This is a genomic window from Chryseobacterium sp. Leaf394, from assembly GCF_001424105.1.
GTDB lineage: Bacteria > Bacteroidota > Bacteroidia > Flavobacteriales > Weeksellaceae > Chryseobacterium.
On record NZ_LMQH01000011.1, the window covers coordinates 370,347 to 387,401 of the forward strand.

The 17,055-nt window shown below is 38.5% G+C and carries 14 protein-coding genes; 13 read left to right on the forward strand and 1 reads right to left on the reverse strand.

All coding sequences use genetic code 11. The features are described from left to right. Window positions 1-73 precede the first annotated feature (73 nt). From ASG21_RS06320 to ASG21_RS06330, 3 genes are all read left to right on the forward strand, one after another. Complete coding sequence (locus ASG21_RS06320; protein WP_056077161.1) at window positions 74-2,434, forward strand: choice-of-anchor L domain-containing protein; 2,361 nt, start codon at window positions 74-76, stop codon at window positions 2,432-2,434. A 157-nt stretch (window positions 2,435-2,591) separates the two neighbouring features. Further along, window positions 2,592-6,176, forward strand: a complete 3,585-nt coding sequence (locus ASG21_RS06325; protein WP_056077163.1) for a choice-of-anchor L domain-containing protein — start codon at window positions 2,592-2,594, stop codon at window positions 6,174-6,176. Between the two features lie 106 nt (window positions 6,177-6,282). Then, window positions 6,283-8,640 (forward strand): choice-of-anchor L domain-containing protein, encoded by a 2,358-nt coding sequence (locus tag ASG21_RS06330; protein WP_056077166.1) that lies wholly within the window; start codon window positions 6,283-6,285, stop codon window positions 8,638-8,640. 67 nt (window positions 8,641-8,707) lie between these two features. Here the strand turns inward: ASG21_RS06330 and rsmA are convergent, their stop codons facing one another. Continuing rightward, window positions 8,708-9,478: a 16S rRNA (adenine(1518)-N(6)/adenine(1519)-N(6))-dimethyltransferase RsmA gene (gene rsmA / locus ASG21_RS06335; protein ID WP_056077168.1), complete on the reverse strand. Its 771-nt coding sequence runs from the start codon at window positions 9,476-9,478 to the stop codon at window positions 8,708-8,710. Between the two features lie 90 nt (window positions 9,479-9,568). Here rsmA and ASG21_RS06340 point away from each other — a divergent pair, with 90 nt between their 5' ends. From ASG21_RS06340 to ASG21_RS06385, 10 genes are all read left to right on the forward strand, one after another. Continuing rightward, on the forward strand, window positions 9,569-10,465 hold the full coding sequence (locus tag ASG21_RS06340; protein WP_056077170.1) for a permease-like cell division protein FtsX: 897 nt from the start codon (window positions 9,569-9,571) through the stop codon (window positions 10,463-10,465). Window positions 10,466-10,468: 3 nt separating this feature from the next. Beyond that, the gene (locus tag ASG21_RS06345) at window positions 10,469-10,765 is read left to right on the forward strand and encodes a DUF3098 domain-containing protein (protein WP_056077172.1); all 297 of its coding nucleotides are present in this window, start codon (window positions 10,469-10,471) and stop codon (window positions 10,763-10,765) included. Window positions 10,766-10,912: 147 nt separating this feature from the next. Next, entirely contained in the window at window positions 10,913-11,731 is an 819-nt protein-coding gene (locus ASG21_RS06350) for an undecaprenyl-diphosphate phosphatase (RefSeq protein WP_056077174.1), read from the forward strand. Beyond that, window positions 11,732-12,148, forward strand: a complete 417-nt coding sequence (locus tag ASG21_RS06355) for a hypothetical protein (protein WP_056077176.1) — start codon at window positions 11,732-11,734, stop codon at window positions 12,146-12,148. 262 nt (window positions 12,149-12,410) lie between these two features. Further along, a complete protein-coding gene (gene truB, locus ASG21_RS06360) occupies window positions 12,411-13,112 on the forward strand; it encodes a tRNA pseudouridine(55) synthase TruB (protein ID WP_056077178.1) in 702 nt (233 codons plus the stop codon). Continuing rightward, window positions 13,105-13,665 carry a hypothetical protein gene (locus ASG21_RS06365; RefSeq protein ID WP_056077180.1) on the forward strand — a complete coding sequence of 187 codons (561 nt, stop codon included), beginning with the start codon at window positions 13,105-13,107 and terminating at the stop codon, window positions 13,663-13,665. The genes truB and ASG21_RS06365 overlap by 8 nt, the downstream gene beginning before the upstream one ends. A gap of 3 nt (window positions 13,666-13,668) precedes the next feature. Further along, a complete protein-coding gene (gene rluF, locus ASG21_RS06370; protein ID WP_056077182.1) occupies window positions 13,669-14,391 on the forward strand; it encodes a 23S rRNA pseudouridine(2604) synthase RluF in 723 nt (240 codons plus the stop codon). Window positions 14,392-14,543: 152 nt separating this feature from the next. Further along, entirely contained in the window at window positions 14,544-15,353 is an 810-nt protein-coding gene (locus ASG21_RS06375; RefSeq protein WP_056077184.1) for a hypothetical protein, read from the forward strand. A gap of 10 nt (window positions 15,354-15,363) precedes the next feature. Next, window positions 15,364-16,194 carry a hypothetical protein gene (locus tag ASG21_RS06380; protein ID WP_128414227.1) on the forward strand — a complete coding sequence of 277 codons (831 nt, stop codon included), beginning with the start codon at window positions 15,364-15,366 and terminating at the stop codon, window positions 16,192-16,194. Window positions 16,195-16,201: 7 nt separating this feature from the next. Continuing rightward, complete coding sequence (locus ASG21_RS06385) at window positions 16,202-17,038, forward strand: hypothetical protein (RefSeq protein WP_056077188.1); 837 nt, start codon at window positions 16,202-16,204, stop codon at window positions 17,036-17,038. Window positions 17,039-17,055 lie beyond the last annotated feature (17 nt).

Genomic DNA, 17,055 nt, shown 5'->3' on the forward strand with positions numbered 1-17,055 from the left:
TGTTATTAATTATCTGTAACATAATGTGTTTTAAATCAATAAAATTTGGTATTTTTGGACAAACAATCTGAAAATGTTAAATTATAGATCAAAAAATTACCTTTTATTTTTACTTTTAGTTTTGTTTTCTTCTCAAATTTTTGCCCAAAAGTCTGGAAGAAAAGTTTTAACCGAAAACAAGAGTAGTGAAAGTATGAAAGCAGGCGCATTTATAGATGTAAATGTTGCTACATATACTCCAAGCAATTACACTATTGAGCAACTGATTAAAAATGTATTGATTTCCGGAGGTTCTTCATGCGCACCACCCAATGTTAGTAATGTTACGGTTTCACCAAACCAGCTTCATACAGATACCGAAAGAGCCTGGGGTTATTTTCATAAAGGTACTACCAATTTCCCTTTTAATGATGGAGTTGTTTTGGTAACAGGAAAGGCCAGAAGAGCGGGTAATGTGCTGGAAGGAAATCTTGGTGATACCGTACCGGGGAGTACCGGAAGCGATCCGGATCTTGTGACGGCTATTAATCCTTCAGCAGGACTTAATGATGCTGTTTTTATAGAATTTGATTTCGTTCCGAACAACTCCCAGATTAATTTTAATTATATTTTTGCCTCTGAAGAATATACGTCAACGTTCCCATGTGGAGTTTTCTCTGATGGTTTTGCTCTTCTGTTAAAACCAAACACACCAGGATCTACTTATACTAACATGGCTATATTGCCGGGAGGTAACGGGCCTGTGAGTGTTACGAATATAGTACCCGGGGGAGTAGGTTTTGCTTGCGGACCAATAAACGCAGCCTACTTTGGCGGACTGAATACTACAAATATCGAAACTAATTTCAATGGACGTACTATTCCGCTAACAGCTACTGCAACGGTAACTCCCGGTCAGTCTTATCACTTTAAAATGGTTTTGGCAGATGCTTCAGATTCAGGTTATGATTCCGCGGTATTTATTCAGGGAGGATCATTTGATCTTGGGATGACCATTGTAGATCCTAATGGTAATCCTATTCCGGAAAGTATTAATGTCTGTGATAATACACCTACAGTACTGAAGGCTCAGATAACTGTGCTTCCAGGTACTACATATCAATGGTTTAAAGATGGGGTACCTATTCCCGGGGCAACATCAATGACGTATACAGCGACTACTCCGGGAGTGTATAAAGTTCAGGTTACAGTTCCGGGAGCCTCATGTCCTGTGGAAGCTCAGGTAACCATTATTGGCGGCACAAGTCCTGTTATACAAAATGCAACCTTAAAACTTTGTGCTACACCAAGTAATTCTACTTTCAATTTAGATTCTGCTAAGCCTTCAATCAGTACAACTGCAGGAGCTGTATTTAAATTTTACCTGCAGCAGGCAGATGCAGTTGCTGGAAATGCAAATAATATTACTGCAACAACTGCATTTAACGGAACAGATGGACAGATACTTTATGTAAATGTTTCAAACGGAGCTTTCTGTTCCAGAGTGGCAATGCTTACATTAAGAAAAGAAGAAACTCCTGTAGCGACAGTTACAGCTCCAAGAATCAAAATATGTAACGGTGAGTCTGTAGTACTTACTGCTGCCGGAGGGGTTACCTATCAGTGGGGAGATAATTCGGCAAGTGGAGCTGTGAGAACCGTAAGCCCAAGTGTAACAACTACGTACAGTGTTTATGCAATCGGTGCACAAGGTTGTAAATCTTTGCAGCCAGCCAGTATCACAATCGAAGTTGTTCCTGCAATTACTTCAACACTTACCGGTGGATGGATTTGTAATGGTGATAATATTACACTTGATGCAGGTGCAGGTCCTAATTACACATATCAATGGAGTAACGGTGCTACAACACAGACTATAACAGTAGGAGCCGGCGGTATTTACGGAGTTACAATATCCAATGGTGTTTGTACAAAGCTCTTCACCACAGAAGTGAAAATCGCGGTTCCGCCAACCATTACGAACATTAATTATGCTAATGATAACATCACCATTTCAGTAAGTAATCCAAGCAACGGCGCACTGGAATATTCGTTAGACAATGGACTGACATGGCAGAATTCAAATATTTTTACCAATGTTCCTAAAAACAAGCTCGTTTTCATTCAGGTGAGAGTAAAGACGACGAGTTGTGTGGGCTATCTTGAGTATTACACTTTCAACATGCAGAATGTAATCACACCAAACGGTGACAATGTGAATGATATCATTGATTTCAGAGGTGTAGCGGGTAATAAGAACTTTACAGCTCAGGTTTCTGACCGTTATGGTAGAGTAGTATACAGATACGAGAAAGTAAGACCTTATTGGGACGGTTTCTTCCAGGGCAAGAAATTATCAACATCATCTTACTGGTATCAAATCACTTTTGAAGATCCTGCAAGTAAACAGACAACGGTAAAAACGGGTTGGATTTTACTGAAAAATATTGAATAAAATTTAGTTTAAATAATAGGAAAGCCGGCAGAAATGTCGGCTTTTTTATTTCACGACAGTAAAAGTTTAGTTTTCAATAATTTGTAAAATAAAACTTATAGCAATAATCATTAAATGACTTAAAAAAAAATGCTATTTTTGTTGAAAATAATGTAAAATGATCATTAGAAGTACAAGAAATTTATTTTTGACTTTGCTCACGATATTATACTCAACTGTATTGTTTTCACAAGACAGGAGTAAACAGGTTTTGAAACAGCCCACATCTCAGACAATGAAGGCAGGAGCGTTTATTGATATTAATACACCAAATTATCCACAGTCTTCATTTAGCATTACACAATTAATCACCAATGTACTGATTGCGGGGAATACGACCTGTACTACCCCAAACGTAAGTAATGTTGTAGTGTCTCCGAATCTGGCTGTGAGCGATCCAAACAGAAGTTGGGGGTACTTTAACAAAGGTGGAACCAATTTTCCATTCACCAATGGTATTGTTTTGACGACAGGTTATGCAGCAAGAGCGGGGAACTCTTTTCAGTCCGGTCAGTTAAGCAATATTCTCCCGACTCAGGATGATGCAGATTTGGCAGCTGTACTGAATCTTCCTCCGGGTGCTTTAAAAGATGCATCATATATAGAATTTGATTTTGTACCTACTGCCAACACAGTTTCATTCAGATATTTATTTGCCTCAGAAGAGTACGAAGGGAATTTTCCATGTACCATTACCGACGGTTTTGCACTTTTGCTGAGACCAGTCTCTGGTGGAGCTTACACAAATCTTGCAGTACTACCTGGAGGAGCAGGCCCTGTAAGTGTCACCAATATTATTCCTTCAACCTATAACTGCGGACCTAAAAACGCTCAGTATTTTGGAGGTCAGAATACAGCTAATATAGAAACCAATTTCAGTGGAAGAACAGTTCCTTTAACTGCAACTGCAACAGTAGTACCTGGTCAGGCTTATCATTTTAAAATGGTTTTGGCAGATTACCAGGATTCTGCTTATGATTCGGGCGTGTTTTTAGAGGCGGGATCTTTTGATATCGGTGTTCAGATTCTCGGTCCCACTGGCGTTCAGCTTCCTGCATCAATAAATGTATGTGATAATGCGCCACAAACATTTACAGCTTCTGTACAGAATCCAAATGCAACTTACCAGTGGTTTTTAAACAATGTTGCAATAGCTGGCGCTACAACTGCTACATTTACTGCTACACAGCCGGGAGTTTATAAAGTAGAAGTATTGTTCCCCGGCAGTACCTGCCCAGGCACAGCTACAGTAACGATAGTTGGAGGGACTTCACCCACAACTCAAAATGCAACACTCACGGCCTGCTATGCGCAGGGAAATGCAATATTTGATTTAACAAGTGCAAATGCTGCTGTAAGTACTACCCCTGGAGCTACGTTTTCATATTATTTAAATCAAAATGATGCTAATGCGGGAAATGCAAGTACAATTCAGACTCCAACAGCATTTCCGAGCCCTGGTAACCAGACTATTTATGTTTTGGTTAAAAATGGTTTCTGTTCAAAAGTAGCGCAGCTTCAACTCATAAAGGCGCCGGAAATCACGGCAAATATTGCACAGCCTACTGTTCTTACCTGTACAAATTCACAGATCACACTGAATGGTTCCTCATCTGTTTACCCAGCAGGTTCTGCCTTTGCGTGGACTACCACTGGGGGGAATATCGTTTCAGGGGGAAATACATTAAATGCAGTTGTAAACACTGCAGGAACATATACTTTAACAATTTCAAATACTTATCAACCGGGAAATCTGACCTGTACTGCAGTTTCAAGTGTTACGGTTACGGGCGACAGTGCGCCGCCTTCACCTACATTAACGGCATCCAAAATTCAGATTTGCTCTGGTGAATCTGTTATTCTTACCGCCGGAGGAGGTGTTACTTACAACTGGAATGCACTCCCAGGTACTGGAAATACACAGGCTGTAAACCCAACAACTACTACTACCTATTCAGTGACTGCGGTGGGAGCGAATGGCTGTCCTTCTGCAAATCCAGCTACTATAACAATTGAGGTTTCACAACCCATCACTGTGCAGAATGCATCTTTACTAAAATGTTATTCTCCGAATGGAATTGTTTATGATTTAACTGAAGCTCAGCCACAGATTACTTCCGCCGGAAGTGCAACATTTGCATATTACCTTCTTCAGTCTGACGCGAATCAGGGAAATAACAATACTATAAATGCTCCAACAACTTTCACAAGTCCTGGAAATCAGACAATTTATGTGTTAGTTAAAAACGGAGCCTGTTCATACGTTGTTACACTTCAGTTACAGACAACAGCTGTTACCACATTAAATATTGCTGCACCTATAACAATTACCTGTACAACACCTCAGATTACATTAAATGCATCCGGCTCAACAATTCCGGCTGGTTCAACGATCGCCTGGGCAGCCACGGGAGGAGGAAATATTGTTTCGGGAGGAAATACTTTAAATCCTGTTGTAAATGCAGGAGGAACATATACTTTAACGGTTTCAAATACAACACAGCCAGGAAATCTTACCTGTACGTTTACTTCAAACGTTAATGTTGTGCAGGATACCACAGCACCATCGACGCTTGTTACAGCCACTGCTCCTCAGATTTGTCCGGGAGAATCTGTTACACTTACAGCATCTGGCGGTGCTACTTATATTTGGACAGGTTTAGCTGGAACTGGAAATACTCAGACGGTTACACCTGCTGTTACAACTTCATACACCGTTACTGCGGTAGGAGCGAACGGCTGCGTGTCTGCTCAACCTGCAACGATTACAATCATAGTTGGTCCGCCCACGCCATTCTTAACTGCATCTAAAACTAAAATCTGTGCAGGTGAATCTGTTACGCTTACTGCAACAGGAGGAGTTACCTACAATTGGGGAACTTTACCGGGTAACGGAAGTACTCAGGTTGTGAGTCCTACCATCACAACTACATATCAGGTAATCGCACTGGGAGGAAACGGATGTACTACAAATATACCTGCCACAATCACGGTTGAAGTAGTGCCAGCTATTGTATCAAGTCTTCAGGATGTACTTGTTTGCGCAGGTGATAACGGGACTTTGGATGCAGGTGCCGGGCCGAACTATACTTATATCTGGAGTAATGGTGCAACAACACAAACTATTTCTACGAATGTTCCGGGAACTTATTCAGTAACCATCAGTAATGGAACATGTTCAAAAGTTTTCACTGCACAGCTTCTTAACCCTCAGTTGCCACAGTTTACCAACATCAGTTTCGCTGATCATATTTTAACTGTGTTTGCAACGAATCCGAATAATACTGTTTTAGAATATTCAATTGATAATGGTGTGACATGGCAAGCCTCGAATATTTTCTACAATGTAGATAATAACATGAGTTACAACATCAGAATCCGAAATAAGGATGCAGACTGTAGTAATTTTATAGAGTTCTACACTTTTGTTGTTATCAATGCCATTACACCAAACCGTGACGGCATTAATGAAGGTGTTGACTTCAGCGGTATAAGCAAGTATAATAATTTTGCAGCTTCTGTATTTGACCGTTATGGTGCAGAAATTTTCAACGCCTCAAAATCCGGGCTTACGTGGGATGGTACTTTGCGGGGAATGAATATTCCTACGGGAACGTACTGGTACAAGGTACAGTGGGAAAATCCGGCAAGCAAGAAAATGGAGATGAGAAACGGCTGGATCTTAGTAAAAAACAGAAACTAAATAATTAATAACCTTTCAATTGAAAGGTTATTTTTTTTGATAAAAAAGTTAATTATTAATGTGTTTTAGATAAAAAGTAATTAAATTTGTTGAAATGAAAAATTGTATGAAGCAATATCTACTACTATTATTTTATGTTTTAATGAGCGTGAATCTTACTGCACAGAAAGTTTCACCGAGAAAACCTACAAAAAAGGCATTTTCTGAAACTTCTAAAAAAGCAGGTGCATTCATAGATGTTAACGTACCAACATATCCGGAATCAGCATTCACTCCTTTGCAATTAATAAGGGATGTTCTTATATCATCAGGACCTGGATCGTGTTTTGTTCCGAATATTTCGAATGTTACGGTAACTCCCAACACAACTGCGACGCAGGCAGATAGAGCCTGGGGTTATTTTCACAGAGGAACTACAAACTTTCCTTTTAAAGACGGAATTGTTCTGTCAACAGGATTCGCCAGAAGAGCAGGGAATCAGTTTGAAGATTTCCTAGGTGATAATAATTTTGGAGGAAGCGATCCTGATTTAGCAACCGCCCTTGGTGTAGCGGGTGTACTTACGAATTCAGCGATTTTGGAATTTGATTTTGTTCCTACAACTTCGCAGATTAAATTTAATTATTTACTGGCTTCGGAAGAATACAACGGTACTTTTCCATGTAATTATGCTGATGCTTTTGCCTTATTGTTAAGACCTGTAGGTAGTACCGCACCTTATCAGAATATGGCAGTTTTACCAGGTGGATTAGGCCCTGTGAGTGTGACTAATATCCGTCCGAATATACCAAACGGATGCGGAGCTGTTAATCCTACTTTTTTTGCAGGTTACAATACTGGTAGTATTGAAACTAATTTTTACGGAAGAACAATTCCTTTAGAGGCTACTGCCAATGTAACCGCCGGAATTCCTTATCATTTTAAGATGGTTATTGCAGATTTTGGTCCATTCGGAGCAGATACCAGTTATGATTCTGCAGTCTTTCTTGAAGGAGGTTCCTTCAACATCGGCGTAGAGCTTCAGGATCCTAGTGGTGCTGTAATTCCTAATGAGATTAATGTCTGTGACCTGGTTCCAACGGTAATCAATGCTTCTGTAAATAGTCCTAATTTAACCTATCAGTGGTTTTACAACGGTAACCCAGTTCCAGGCGCAACTTCTACATCAATTACAGCAATTGACCCGGGAACATACACGATTGAAGTTACACTTCCAGGAAATCCATGTCCGGGAACTGCTTCAGTGAAGATCAACGGAGGATCTACACCACTCGCGCAGGATGCTACGCTGTTGCTATGTACAACGCCCGACATCACAACATTTGATTTAAATAATTCCAAACCACTCATCAGTCCTACCGCAGGAGCCAACTTCAGGTGGTACGTGAATCAGGCAGACGCATTGGCATTTAACAACAATTTTATTCAGACTCCATTAAATTATAATGGAACTGATGGTCAGATTTTATATACCGTAGTTTACGGAGCAGAATACTGCAGAAAAATGGTAGAGCTCACCTTAGCTAAAGAAGCAAGACCGGTAGCACAGGTGACTACTCCAAAAATAAGAGTTTGCGCAGGCGAAACCGTTACGCTTACTGCATCGGGAGGAAGTACGTACAACTGGGTGAACTTCCCTGGTACAGGTGATACTCAGTCAGCAACCATTTTCCAGACCACTACTTTTGAAGTTTATGGTGTAGGACCTTTGGGCTGTCAGTCTTTAATTCCGGCAAAAATCACTGTTGAGGTGGTTCCTGTACCTACAACACCGCTTCTTGATGTTGAAATGTGTATCGGAGACACGATAGAGCTGGATGCAGGAGCAGGGTCAGGATTCAGCTATCTTTGGAATACTGGTGAAGAAACCCAGAAGATTACCGTTAATCAGTTAGGAATTTACACAGTAACCATTGATAATGGAATCTGTTCCAAAACTTTTGAGGTGAAGGTAGTGGCTGCAGCAACACCGTTTTTCTCACAGTTGAGCTATGAAAACAATACAATCACTGCGACAGCAACAATTCCTAACATCAACAATATCCCGAGAGCGGCAGAATATTCTTTAGACGGAATTTCGTGGCAGGATTCAAATGTATTTCCTAATCTTTTAGATAATACGAATTATACTCTGTACGTAAGAACGAAAGGAACCACCTGCGTCGGTACGGTAGAGTTCTTCACATTCCACATTACTAATATTATCACGCCGAATCAGGATGGAGTAAATGATGTGATTGATTTGTCTGCCCTTGTAAACTTCAAAAACTTCAAAGGCTCAATTTATGACAGATACGGAACTGAAATGTTCAGGTTCTCAAAAGAAAATCCTATCTGGAACGGAACTGTAGGAGGGAAAAGATTACCTACCGCAACCTACTGGTACAGATTCAATTTTGAATATAACAAAACCAAAACTCAGATGAACTCCTCAGGTTGGATCATGCTGAAAAACAGAGAGTAAATCTTTGTTATATCATACAAAAAATGCCTTCAGATTTTTCTGAAGGCATTTTATTTGTACTGATAATTTACAGATTATCTTTCCAGAGTTTTGTAAAAGAAATAAAGTCGGCGACGCTCAGTTCCTCGGCTCTTTTATCTAAAAACTCATGAGTCTTCAAGGCCTCCGGGATATTTAAAATTTTAAGTGAATTAGACAGCTTTTTTCTCCTCTGATTAAACCCGGCTTTTACAATCTGCTTAAACAGAACTTCATTTCCAGCTAAACCCTCTTTAGGATTTCTCGTTAATTTAATGACTCCCGATTTCACCTTTGGCGGAGGATTAAAAACATTCTCATGTACCGTAAACAGATAGCTTACGTCATAATATGCCTGAATTAAAACAGACAGAATTCCATAGTCTTTGGTACGCGGAACAGCGGCAGTTCTTTCCGCAACCTCCTTCTGAAACATCCCCACCATTTCGGGAATTATTTGATAATAATCAATAATTTTAAAAAGAATCTGAGAAGAAATATTGTACGGGAAATTTCCGATGATTGCGACTTCTTCATTATTCAGAAATGCGAAATCCTGTTTCAGAAAATCGCCTACAAAAGTCTCTTCAGTTGTTTTGTCATAATTTTTCTTCAGATATTCGATCGATTCATGATCTATTTCTGCGAGATAAATTTTTTGCTCTTTCTCTAAAAGATATTTGGTAAGAACACCCATTCCCGGGCCAACTTCCATTATATTTTTATAATTCTCAAAACTCAGACCTTCAACTATTTTTCTGGCGATATTCTCATCCGTCAGAAAGTGTTGGCCGAGATGTTTTTTTGCTCTTACACTCAAAGTATTTATGATTTTGTTAACAGTGAAAATATATTTTTCGGGTCAAATTTCGGAAGATTTTTTCTAATTTAGCCAAAAATTTTATTCTTAATGGCAAGGACGGCAGACGATTTTAATAAAAACAGGCTTAGATCGAGTAATATTACCGTGGTCGTAAGTATTGCTTTAGTACTTTTTTTATTGGGCTTAATGGGATTAATTGTGATTAATGCCAAGAAGTATTCAGATTATCTGAAAGAACAGTTGGTGGTAAACGCTTTCTTTGATCAGAATTATGATGCAAAGGATTCACTTAAAATTGCGAAGAACGAGGAAGAAGCTGTAAAAAAGATCCAGACAATCGCTGCTGTAAAAAAAGCAGTTTATATTTCCCGCGACAGAGCGGTGGAAGAAGCAAGAAAAAGCATGGGTGTAAATACCAGTGCCATATTTGATGAGAATATCTATCCGGCATCTGTAGAGGTAACGATAAAACCTGAGTTTACAGATTCCTTAAAGATAAACGAGGTCATGAAACAGCTGAGAACTGTTCCGGGAATTACTGAAGTGAATAACGATACAGATGCTCAGAAAGTTTATACCGGTCTCAATAAAGTTTTGAAATGGATCTTAGGTTTTTCACTGATATTTCTGGTTTTAGCAATTGTTTTGATTAACAATTCTATCAGACTCAAGATTTTCTCAAGAAGATTTATCATTAAAACCATGCAGTTGGTTGGTGCCAAAAGAAGATTTATTCTAATACCATTTATTAAAGAATCTGTCATTTTAGGATTGATCGGTGCAGCTATCGGTCTCCTGGCAGTTTCCGGAATATGGTATTTCTTCACAAGCATGATCGAAATGCCTTTCGTACAGGATACCACCGAATATTTCTGGCTTGCAGTGGGAGTTTTATTTGTAGGAATATTTATCTCAATTATAAGCACTGTGGTAGCAACCTGGAGATTCTTGAGATCAAACGTAGACGATTTATATTATTCATAAATAATGAGCAAAAAAACAACAAAGTTTTCCGCTTCCAATTTTGGAAAGGAAGACAAAACACCTGAAGAAAATATCTTTTACTTCGGTGCACAGAATTATAAATGGATGCTCATCGGGCTGGCTTTTATCATTGTGGGATTTCTTCTGATGATGGGTGCTGATGCCAATACGGTAGATGGTAAATTAGATCCGAATGTGTGGAATGACGATATATTCTCAATCCGCAGAATCAGAATAGCACCTTTATTTATCGTGATAGGATTCGCAATAGAAGTCTATGCAATTCTTAAAAGAAAATAAGCAGTCAGGTAAAACACTTCATGAGCCATCCAGATTGACTCAAACTAACAAAAGTCGGTTGCCCAGCAATTGACTTTTTCTATAATACTAAAAAGAGGTGTGAGCTGATATAAATTACTCATTACTCATTATTTATTACTCATAAAAATGGATTTAATTAAAGCAATTATCATTGCCATCATCGAAGGACTTACAGAATATCTACCCATATCTTCCACCGCACACATGGGCTTCACAGCCAGTTTGATGGGGCTCGAAGAATCAGAATTTCTCAAAATGTTTCAGGTTTCCATACAGTTCGGAGCCATTTTATCTGTGGTAGTTGCTTACTGGAAAAAGTTTTTCGACCTCAAAAATCTTCAGCTGTATTACAAATTAGCTTTTGCCGTAATTCCGGCTTTGGTTTTAGGTTATATTTTCGACGATATGATAGAATCTGTGCTTGGAAATCAAATCGCCATCTCAGCGGTATTGGTTTTGGGAGGTGTTGTTTTACTTTTTGCCGACCAGTGGTTCAAAAATCCTGTAATTCACGACGAAAAAGAAATTTCAATCAAAAAAGCAGTTACCATAGGCTTTTGGCAATGTTTAGCAATGATGCCCGGGACGAGCAGAAGTGCAGCTTCCATCATCGGAGGGATGACGCAGGGTTTATCGCGAAAAGCGGCAGCAGAATTTTCATTCTTTCTGGCAGTGCCGACTATGTTGGCGGTAACGGTCTATTCGGTTTTTGTGAAAACCTGGGGTAAGGGCACTCCAACAGCTGCAAAAGGGTATGAAATGATTTTAGAATCTCAGGATCACATTACTATTTTCATCATCGGAAATATCGTAGCATTCATCACCGCACTCATCGCCATCAAAGCATTCATCGGAGTTTTAAATAAATATGGATTCAAACCTTGGGGCTGGTACCGTATTTTTGTGGGGATTGCATTGCTGATTTATTTTTACTATTTTAAGTAAATGAAAAAAAGTTCTTTTGATCCTGATAATAAGATTGTAGAAAAAATACTTACAGATACAAAATATTTTGTAATTTTTGTTCTGATTGGTGCTGTAATGTTTGGTTTTGTGTTACAAAAATGTAATAGAGACTCAAATGAAAGTGAATTGCAATTGCAGTCTTTACAAAGAATTTTACAATATCAGAAAGAATCATCCGTTATTGACAAAGGGATTGATGCTCAAAATAGAAATAGGCCTTTCATTACTTTTTCAGATAAAGGGAAACTGGAAATTGGTAATAATTTTCTAAAAAAGGTGGAAGTGGGAGATTCTATTTCAAAGAAGAAAAATACTACAACTTTCTACATCTATAGATTGAATCAAACTTTTGAGTATGATTCTTTTGAAGATTCACAAGGAAAATATAATGATTAATTAACTGAAAAAATATTTGGGCAGCTACTTCCGTCCTCCGTTCCCGCTTTTTAGTGCCTAGGCTTTCCCTTCGCTTACAAAAAGAGCTCCACTCAGGCCGGGCTGCGAGAAATCGAGAAACGAGATTCATCGATTCAAAGTGAAATAGAAAGTAAGAGATAGATTCGACGTAAAAAATATTGTAGTAATTTTGCATTTTATTGTATTTAAAAAAAAATCATTCGCCGATTACTCATTACCGATCACCTATTACTCATAAAAAATGACAGCCGAACAACTACAATCAGGATACATATTTTTATTAGACAAACCACTTGACTGGACTTCCTTTCAGGCTGTAAATAAGTTGAAATATAAATTAAAGCGTGAATTTAATCTTCCGAAAAAATTCAAAATCGGGCATGCCGGAACTTTAGATCCAAGAGCAACAGGACTGTTGATCGTCTGTACAGGAAAATTCACCAAAAAAATCTCTGAAATTCAGGATGCTCCCAAAGAATACTGGACAGAAATTAAAATCGGTGTCCAGACCGAATCCTACGATACCGAAAAACCGGAAATTCTTCATCGGGATTTTTCTAAAGTTACCGAAGAGCAGGTAAATAAAGCATTAGAAAAATTTTTGGGAGAAATAGATCAGAAACCACCTGTTTTTTCGGCAATTAAAATCGATGGAGCAAGAGCTTATAATCTCGCAAGAGCAGGAACTGAAGTGGAGATGAAATCCCGGAAGACAACCATTCATTATATCAAAGATGTTGAAATTAATTTTCCGATCGTCAGTTTTACAGTTGGGTGCTCAAAAGGTACCTACATCCGAAGTTTGGCTCACGATATAGGTCAGGAATTGGGTGTCGGGGCGTACCTAACCCAATTGAGACGGACAAAAATAGGAGAATACTGTATTGAGGATGCAACAGCTGAATTCCTGAATAACGATTACAGATTTAATACCAATGATTAGAATTTTCTGGTCACTGTTATTTTTGATCTTATCTCTGAAAACATTTTCTCAGGAAAAATCAAATAAATTAGGACTGTTCGGAGTGGTGGAAGCGAATGTTGGTTTCGATGTCGCAGCCATGATCAGAGAAAGTCAGGTGACAGATGAATATGAAAGACAAAAACTGGATCCGGGAAGATTCAATTACGGTTTTGCGGCACAGTTAGGATACCAGCCACTGAATTGGTTTGCGTTGGGAACCGGTGTGAGATACAGCTATGTAGATCCCAACTTTCATGTGATGTACTGGACATTGCAGCCATTTTTTATCGTCAGTAATCCAAAAGATGAAGAATTCACTTACATTTCCGCAAATTTTGGAACTCAGATCAATCGCACAGCCTCCGAAAATGCAAAGCTGATCGGTCTTTCAGTGGGATTCTTTGAACCTGTCACAAAGAATTTCGGGAACAAATTTCAGATCAATCTGGAGGTTCAGAATTTTGATGGAAACAGTACATTTTTTGTAGGGTTTTCATACGGTATTGCAATCTTCTCTAATAAGAAACTTTAAAACATGGAAAAAACACGCATCAATAAATACCTTTCAGAAGTGGGCTATTGCTCAAGAAGAGCTGCTGATAAGCTTTTGGAAGAAGGGAGAATAAAAATTAACGGCCAGATTCCGGAGCTGGGAACAAAAGTTTCAGATGAAGATCTTATAGAAGTTGATGGAAAAACCATCCGTGAAACAGAAGAGAAACCTGTTTATCTCGCATTCAACAAACCACGCGGAATTGTCTGCACCACAGATTCAAAGCGTGAAAAAAACAATATTATTGATTTTATAAATTATCCTAAAAGAATTTTTCCGATTGGGAGATTAGATAAAGCCAGTGAAGGTCTTATCTTTCTCACCAGTGACGGTGACATCGTCAACAAAATTCTCCGGTCAAAAAACAATCACGAAAAAGAATATATCGTGAGAGTTGATAAACCGATTAATCCAAGGTTCTTAGATAAAATGAGAAATGGGGTTCCGATTTTAGATACGGTAACGAAGAAATGTGAGGTAGAGAAAATTGACGATATGCATTTCAGAATTATTCTTACACAAGGCTTAAACAGACAGATCAGAAGAATGTGTGAATACCTTGGATATGAAGTGAAAAAACTGAAACGCATCAGAATTATGAATATTTCCCTTGATATTCCGGTAGGTAAATGGAGAGATTTTACTGATACAGAACTTTCTGAGATCAATACGTTAATAAGAGAATCTGCTAAAACACACGAGTGAAAATTTTGCACATTTTATCACTTTTCAATTAAATTAAGTACCATATTTTCGTAGTTTTTCATAGAAATTTTCTATAAAATACATCTTGTTATGTATTAAGTAAGTATATTTGTACACACAACAAATCAAACACACTTAAAAAAAATACCAAGATGAAAAAAATGCTCTACTTTGTAGTGCTGGGTTGTTTTGTTGTGCCCAGTCAGAAGCTATTCTCTCAAGTGGGAATAGGAACAACGTCGGTAGAAGATAATCTTTTGCTGAAAGTACATTCACCAAACAAAGGTGTTTTGCTCCCAAATCTGAATATTCCAAATCTTTCACTCGCGTCACCAGTCACCAGTCCTGCTTTAGGTCTTTTAGCTTATAACAAAGCTACCGGAAAACAGGGTTTCAATTTCTGGGATGGTGCAAAGTGGAATGAACTTGTAGATACCCGTAATGTATATTCTGTGCTGGGACTCACAGTGTCCTACAGTACCTCCAATTCTGCTCCGCTACTTATCAACACACCTAAGGGAGCTGTAAACTATCCTCAGGATTCTGTGCCCGGAACAATATGGTCTGAGGTGGATGGTTTATCTAAAGATATTACAGTTACACAGGCCAACAACAGTATCGTAGTCATTACTGAAGGTATGGTGCAGGCTAATAATAGTGTTACCAGCTCATCCAATACTTTTACGTACGCTGTCGGGATTTTCGTAGACGGAAAGCTTGCCGGAGTGAGAAATTATTCTACAAGATATTCTACTGTAAACCAGTACGATTATTTTTCTATCAATTCGGTTTTGAAAAATTTGAGTGTGGGAAATCACACTGTTAAAACTTATGTCAGCGTTAGAGTAAATGATTATTCTTCTGCTACCGAGTGGAAATTTGGCGGTTCTGTAGGGGTAGCTTCCCTAAACGCAGAAATGACGAAGATTAATATGTACATCAAACTCACCGAAAAATCCTAAAACATCTAAGATGAAAACACATTTTTTAAGATTCCTATTGATTATTCTGGGAATAAATCTCCACGCGCAATCCGGTTCTGTAGGTATAGGTACAGAAACACCAAATTCTTCCGCTATTTTAGATTTGGTTGCTACTGATAAGGGTCTAATGCTGCCAAAGATTTCGCTTAATGCCTCTAACGTTTCAGATGCCAGTTTTTTGGCTGCGCCACCTACAGTTTCATTGTTAGTTTACAATACGAATGCATCATTTCCGGGTGGTAAAGGACTTTATTACTGGGATGGTAACAGATGGACATTTTATTTTAATTCTGCAAACCTCAATCTTCTTTTGGGAATTACAAAATATTATTCAAAAGTTTATCCTGGAGGAACCTATACGTTTTCTTATCCTGGGGAATCACCGTATTCAAACGGAACCCCTTTGGTATTACCATGGATAAAAGTCCCTGAAAGCAGTGATTTTGATATTGTAATTGATCGTGCTGAGAACAACACTGTGATTACTTTTACAGGAATGGTTCAGGTGGGTACAGAATCTACTAGCGCAAATGTGAATTACGGATTGGGGATTTTTGTAGATAATAAACTGATTACCTCAAAAGCCGTTTCACTGAATGGAGATACCAAATGTCCTTTTCAGGAATTTACGATTACCGGTGTATTGGATGATCTGCCTGTAGGAAATCATAAAATCACACTTGGTGTTGCCAACCGCACCGGAAATGTGTCGAGTGAGCTTACTTATTACGGCAGAAAAGCTGGAGGATGTCTTAATCTTACAAATGATGAAGCACAGATCAGTGCTATCGTTTTAATTAACCAACCATTACCATACTAACATCATCATGAAAAAAATTATATCTACCATACTAATGTCAACAGTACCTGCGGTGTTTTTTTCACAGGTTGTAATGACAGATAAAGCTGCTCCTGTTCTTGATAACAGCGCTGTCCTGAAATTAGACTCAGACAGCAAAGGTGTTCTCTATCCACGAATACCTCTGAATTCCAATCTGGATGTATCAACAGTTCCTGCGCCGTCAGACGGAACGGTTGTGTTCAATACGAAATCAACTGCGACTTTGCCTCAGACAGTTGCATACTATGATACAGGGAAATGGAATGCGCTCTTGACAAAAGATCAGCTTGCTTCCAGATTGGATCTTGTTAATTTGAGTTCCATATCATCTCCGGGAAATATTGCAATTACAGGTTTTTCGCCGGGAAATTTCAATATTGGGGATTCTGTTTCTAATAGCTGGATTCCGCTTCTCATTGAGGATAGTAAGACATTTACCAGGAGTACGAATTCCTTCGCTTTTACATTAGAAGGAATGGCACAGTTAGACAAAGCTTCAAACAGTTATTTCGAATATGCAATAGGAATATTTGTTGATAATAAACTGGCTGTTGTAAGAAAATACCATAAGCATAACGAGAATTTTACCTGCTCTTGGCATAAATTTGTTCTCAATGGTGTAGTCAACAATTTGCCCATCGGAAACCATACAATCAGTGTGAGAGCAAGAAATATAGCTTCATCTTCCTCATCTCCTTCCCAAAAAATTATATATGGTGGGGTAGCGCAGAACTCCAGTTCAGGAAATCCGCCGTGCGATAATATGAGTAATTTTATGTCTAAAATCTCCCTTAGTACCACAATTGTGGAATCTGTAAATTAATCTTTTTTTTTTTTTTT

What these genes read in the sequence shown, in the direction of transcription:
- ASG21_RS06380 (WP_128414227.1), top strand. Translation starts at nt 15,364, where the DNA reads ATGAAAACACATTTTTTAAGATTCCTATTGATTATTCTGGGAATAAAT.
- ASG21_RS06345 (WP_056077172.1), top strand. Translation starts at nt 10,469, where the DNA reads ATGAGCAAAAAAACAACAAAGTTTTCCGCTTCCAATTTTGGAAAGGAA.
- ASG21_RS06375 (WP_056077184.1), top strand. Translation starts at nt 14,544, where the DNA reads ATGAAAAAAATGCTCTACTTTGTAGTGCTGGGTTGTTTTGTTGTGCCC.
- truB (WP_056077178.1), top strand. Translation starts at nt 12,411, where the DNA reads ATGACAGCCGAACAACTACAATCAGGATACATATTTTTATTAGACAAA.
- ASG21_RS06365 (WP_056077180.1), top strand. Translation starts at nt 13,105, where the DNA reads ATGATTAGAATTTTCTGGTCACTGTTATTTTTGATCTTATCTCTGAAA.
- ASG21_RS06320 (WP_056077161.1), top strand. Translation starts at nt 74, where the DNA reads ATGTTAAATTATAGATCAAAAAATTACCTTTTATTTTTACTTTTAGTT.
- ASG21_RS06355 (WP_056077176.1), top strand. Translation starts at nt 11,732, where the DNA reads ATGAAAAAAAGTTCTTTTGATCCTGATAATAAGATTGTAGAAAAAATA.
- ASG21_RS06340 (WP_056077170.1), top strand. Translation starts at nt 9,569, where the DNA reads ATGGCAAGGACGGCAGACGATTTTAATAAAAACAGGCTTAGATCGAGT.
- ASG21_RS06325 (WP_056077163.1), top strand. Translation starts at nt 2,592, where the DNA reads ATGATCATTAGAAGTACAAGAAATTTATTTTTGACTTTGCTCACGATA.
- ASG21_RS06350 (WP_056077174.1), top strand. Translation starts at nt 10,913, where the DNA reads ATGGATTTAATTAAAGCAATTATCATTGCCATCATCGAAGGACTTACA.
- ASG21_RS06385 (WP_056077188.1), top strand. Translation starts at nt 16,202, where the DNA reads ATGAAAAAAATTATATCTACCATACTAATGTCAACAGTACCTGCGGTG.
- ASG21_RS06330 (WP_056077166.1), top strand. Translation starts at nt 6,283, where the DNA reads ATGAAGCAATATCTACTACTATTATTTTATGTTTTAATGAGCGTGAAT.
- rluF (WP_056077182.1), top strand. Translation starts at nt 13,669, where the DNA reads ATGGAAAAAACACGCATCAATAAATACCTTTCAGAAGTGGGCTATTGC.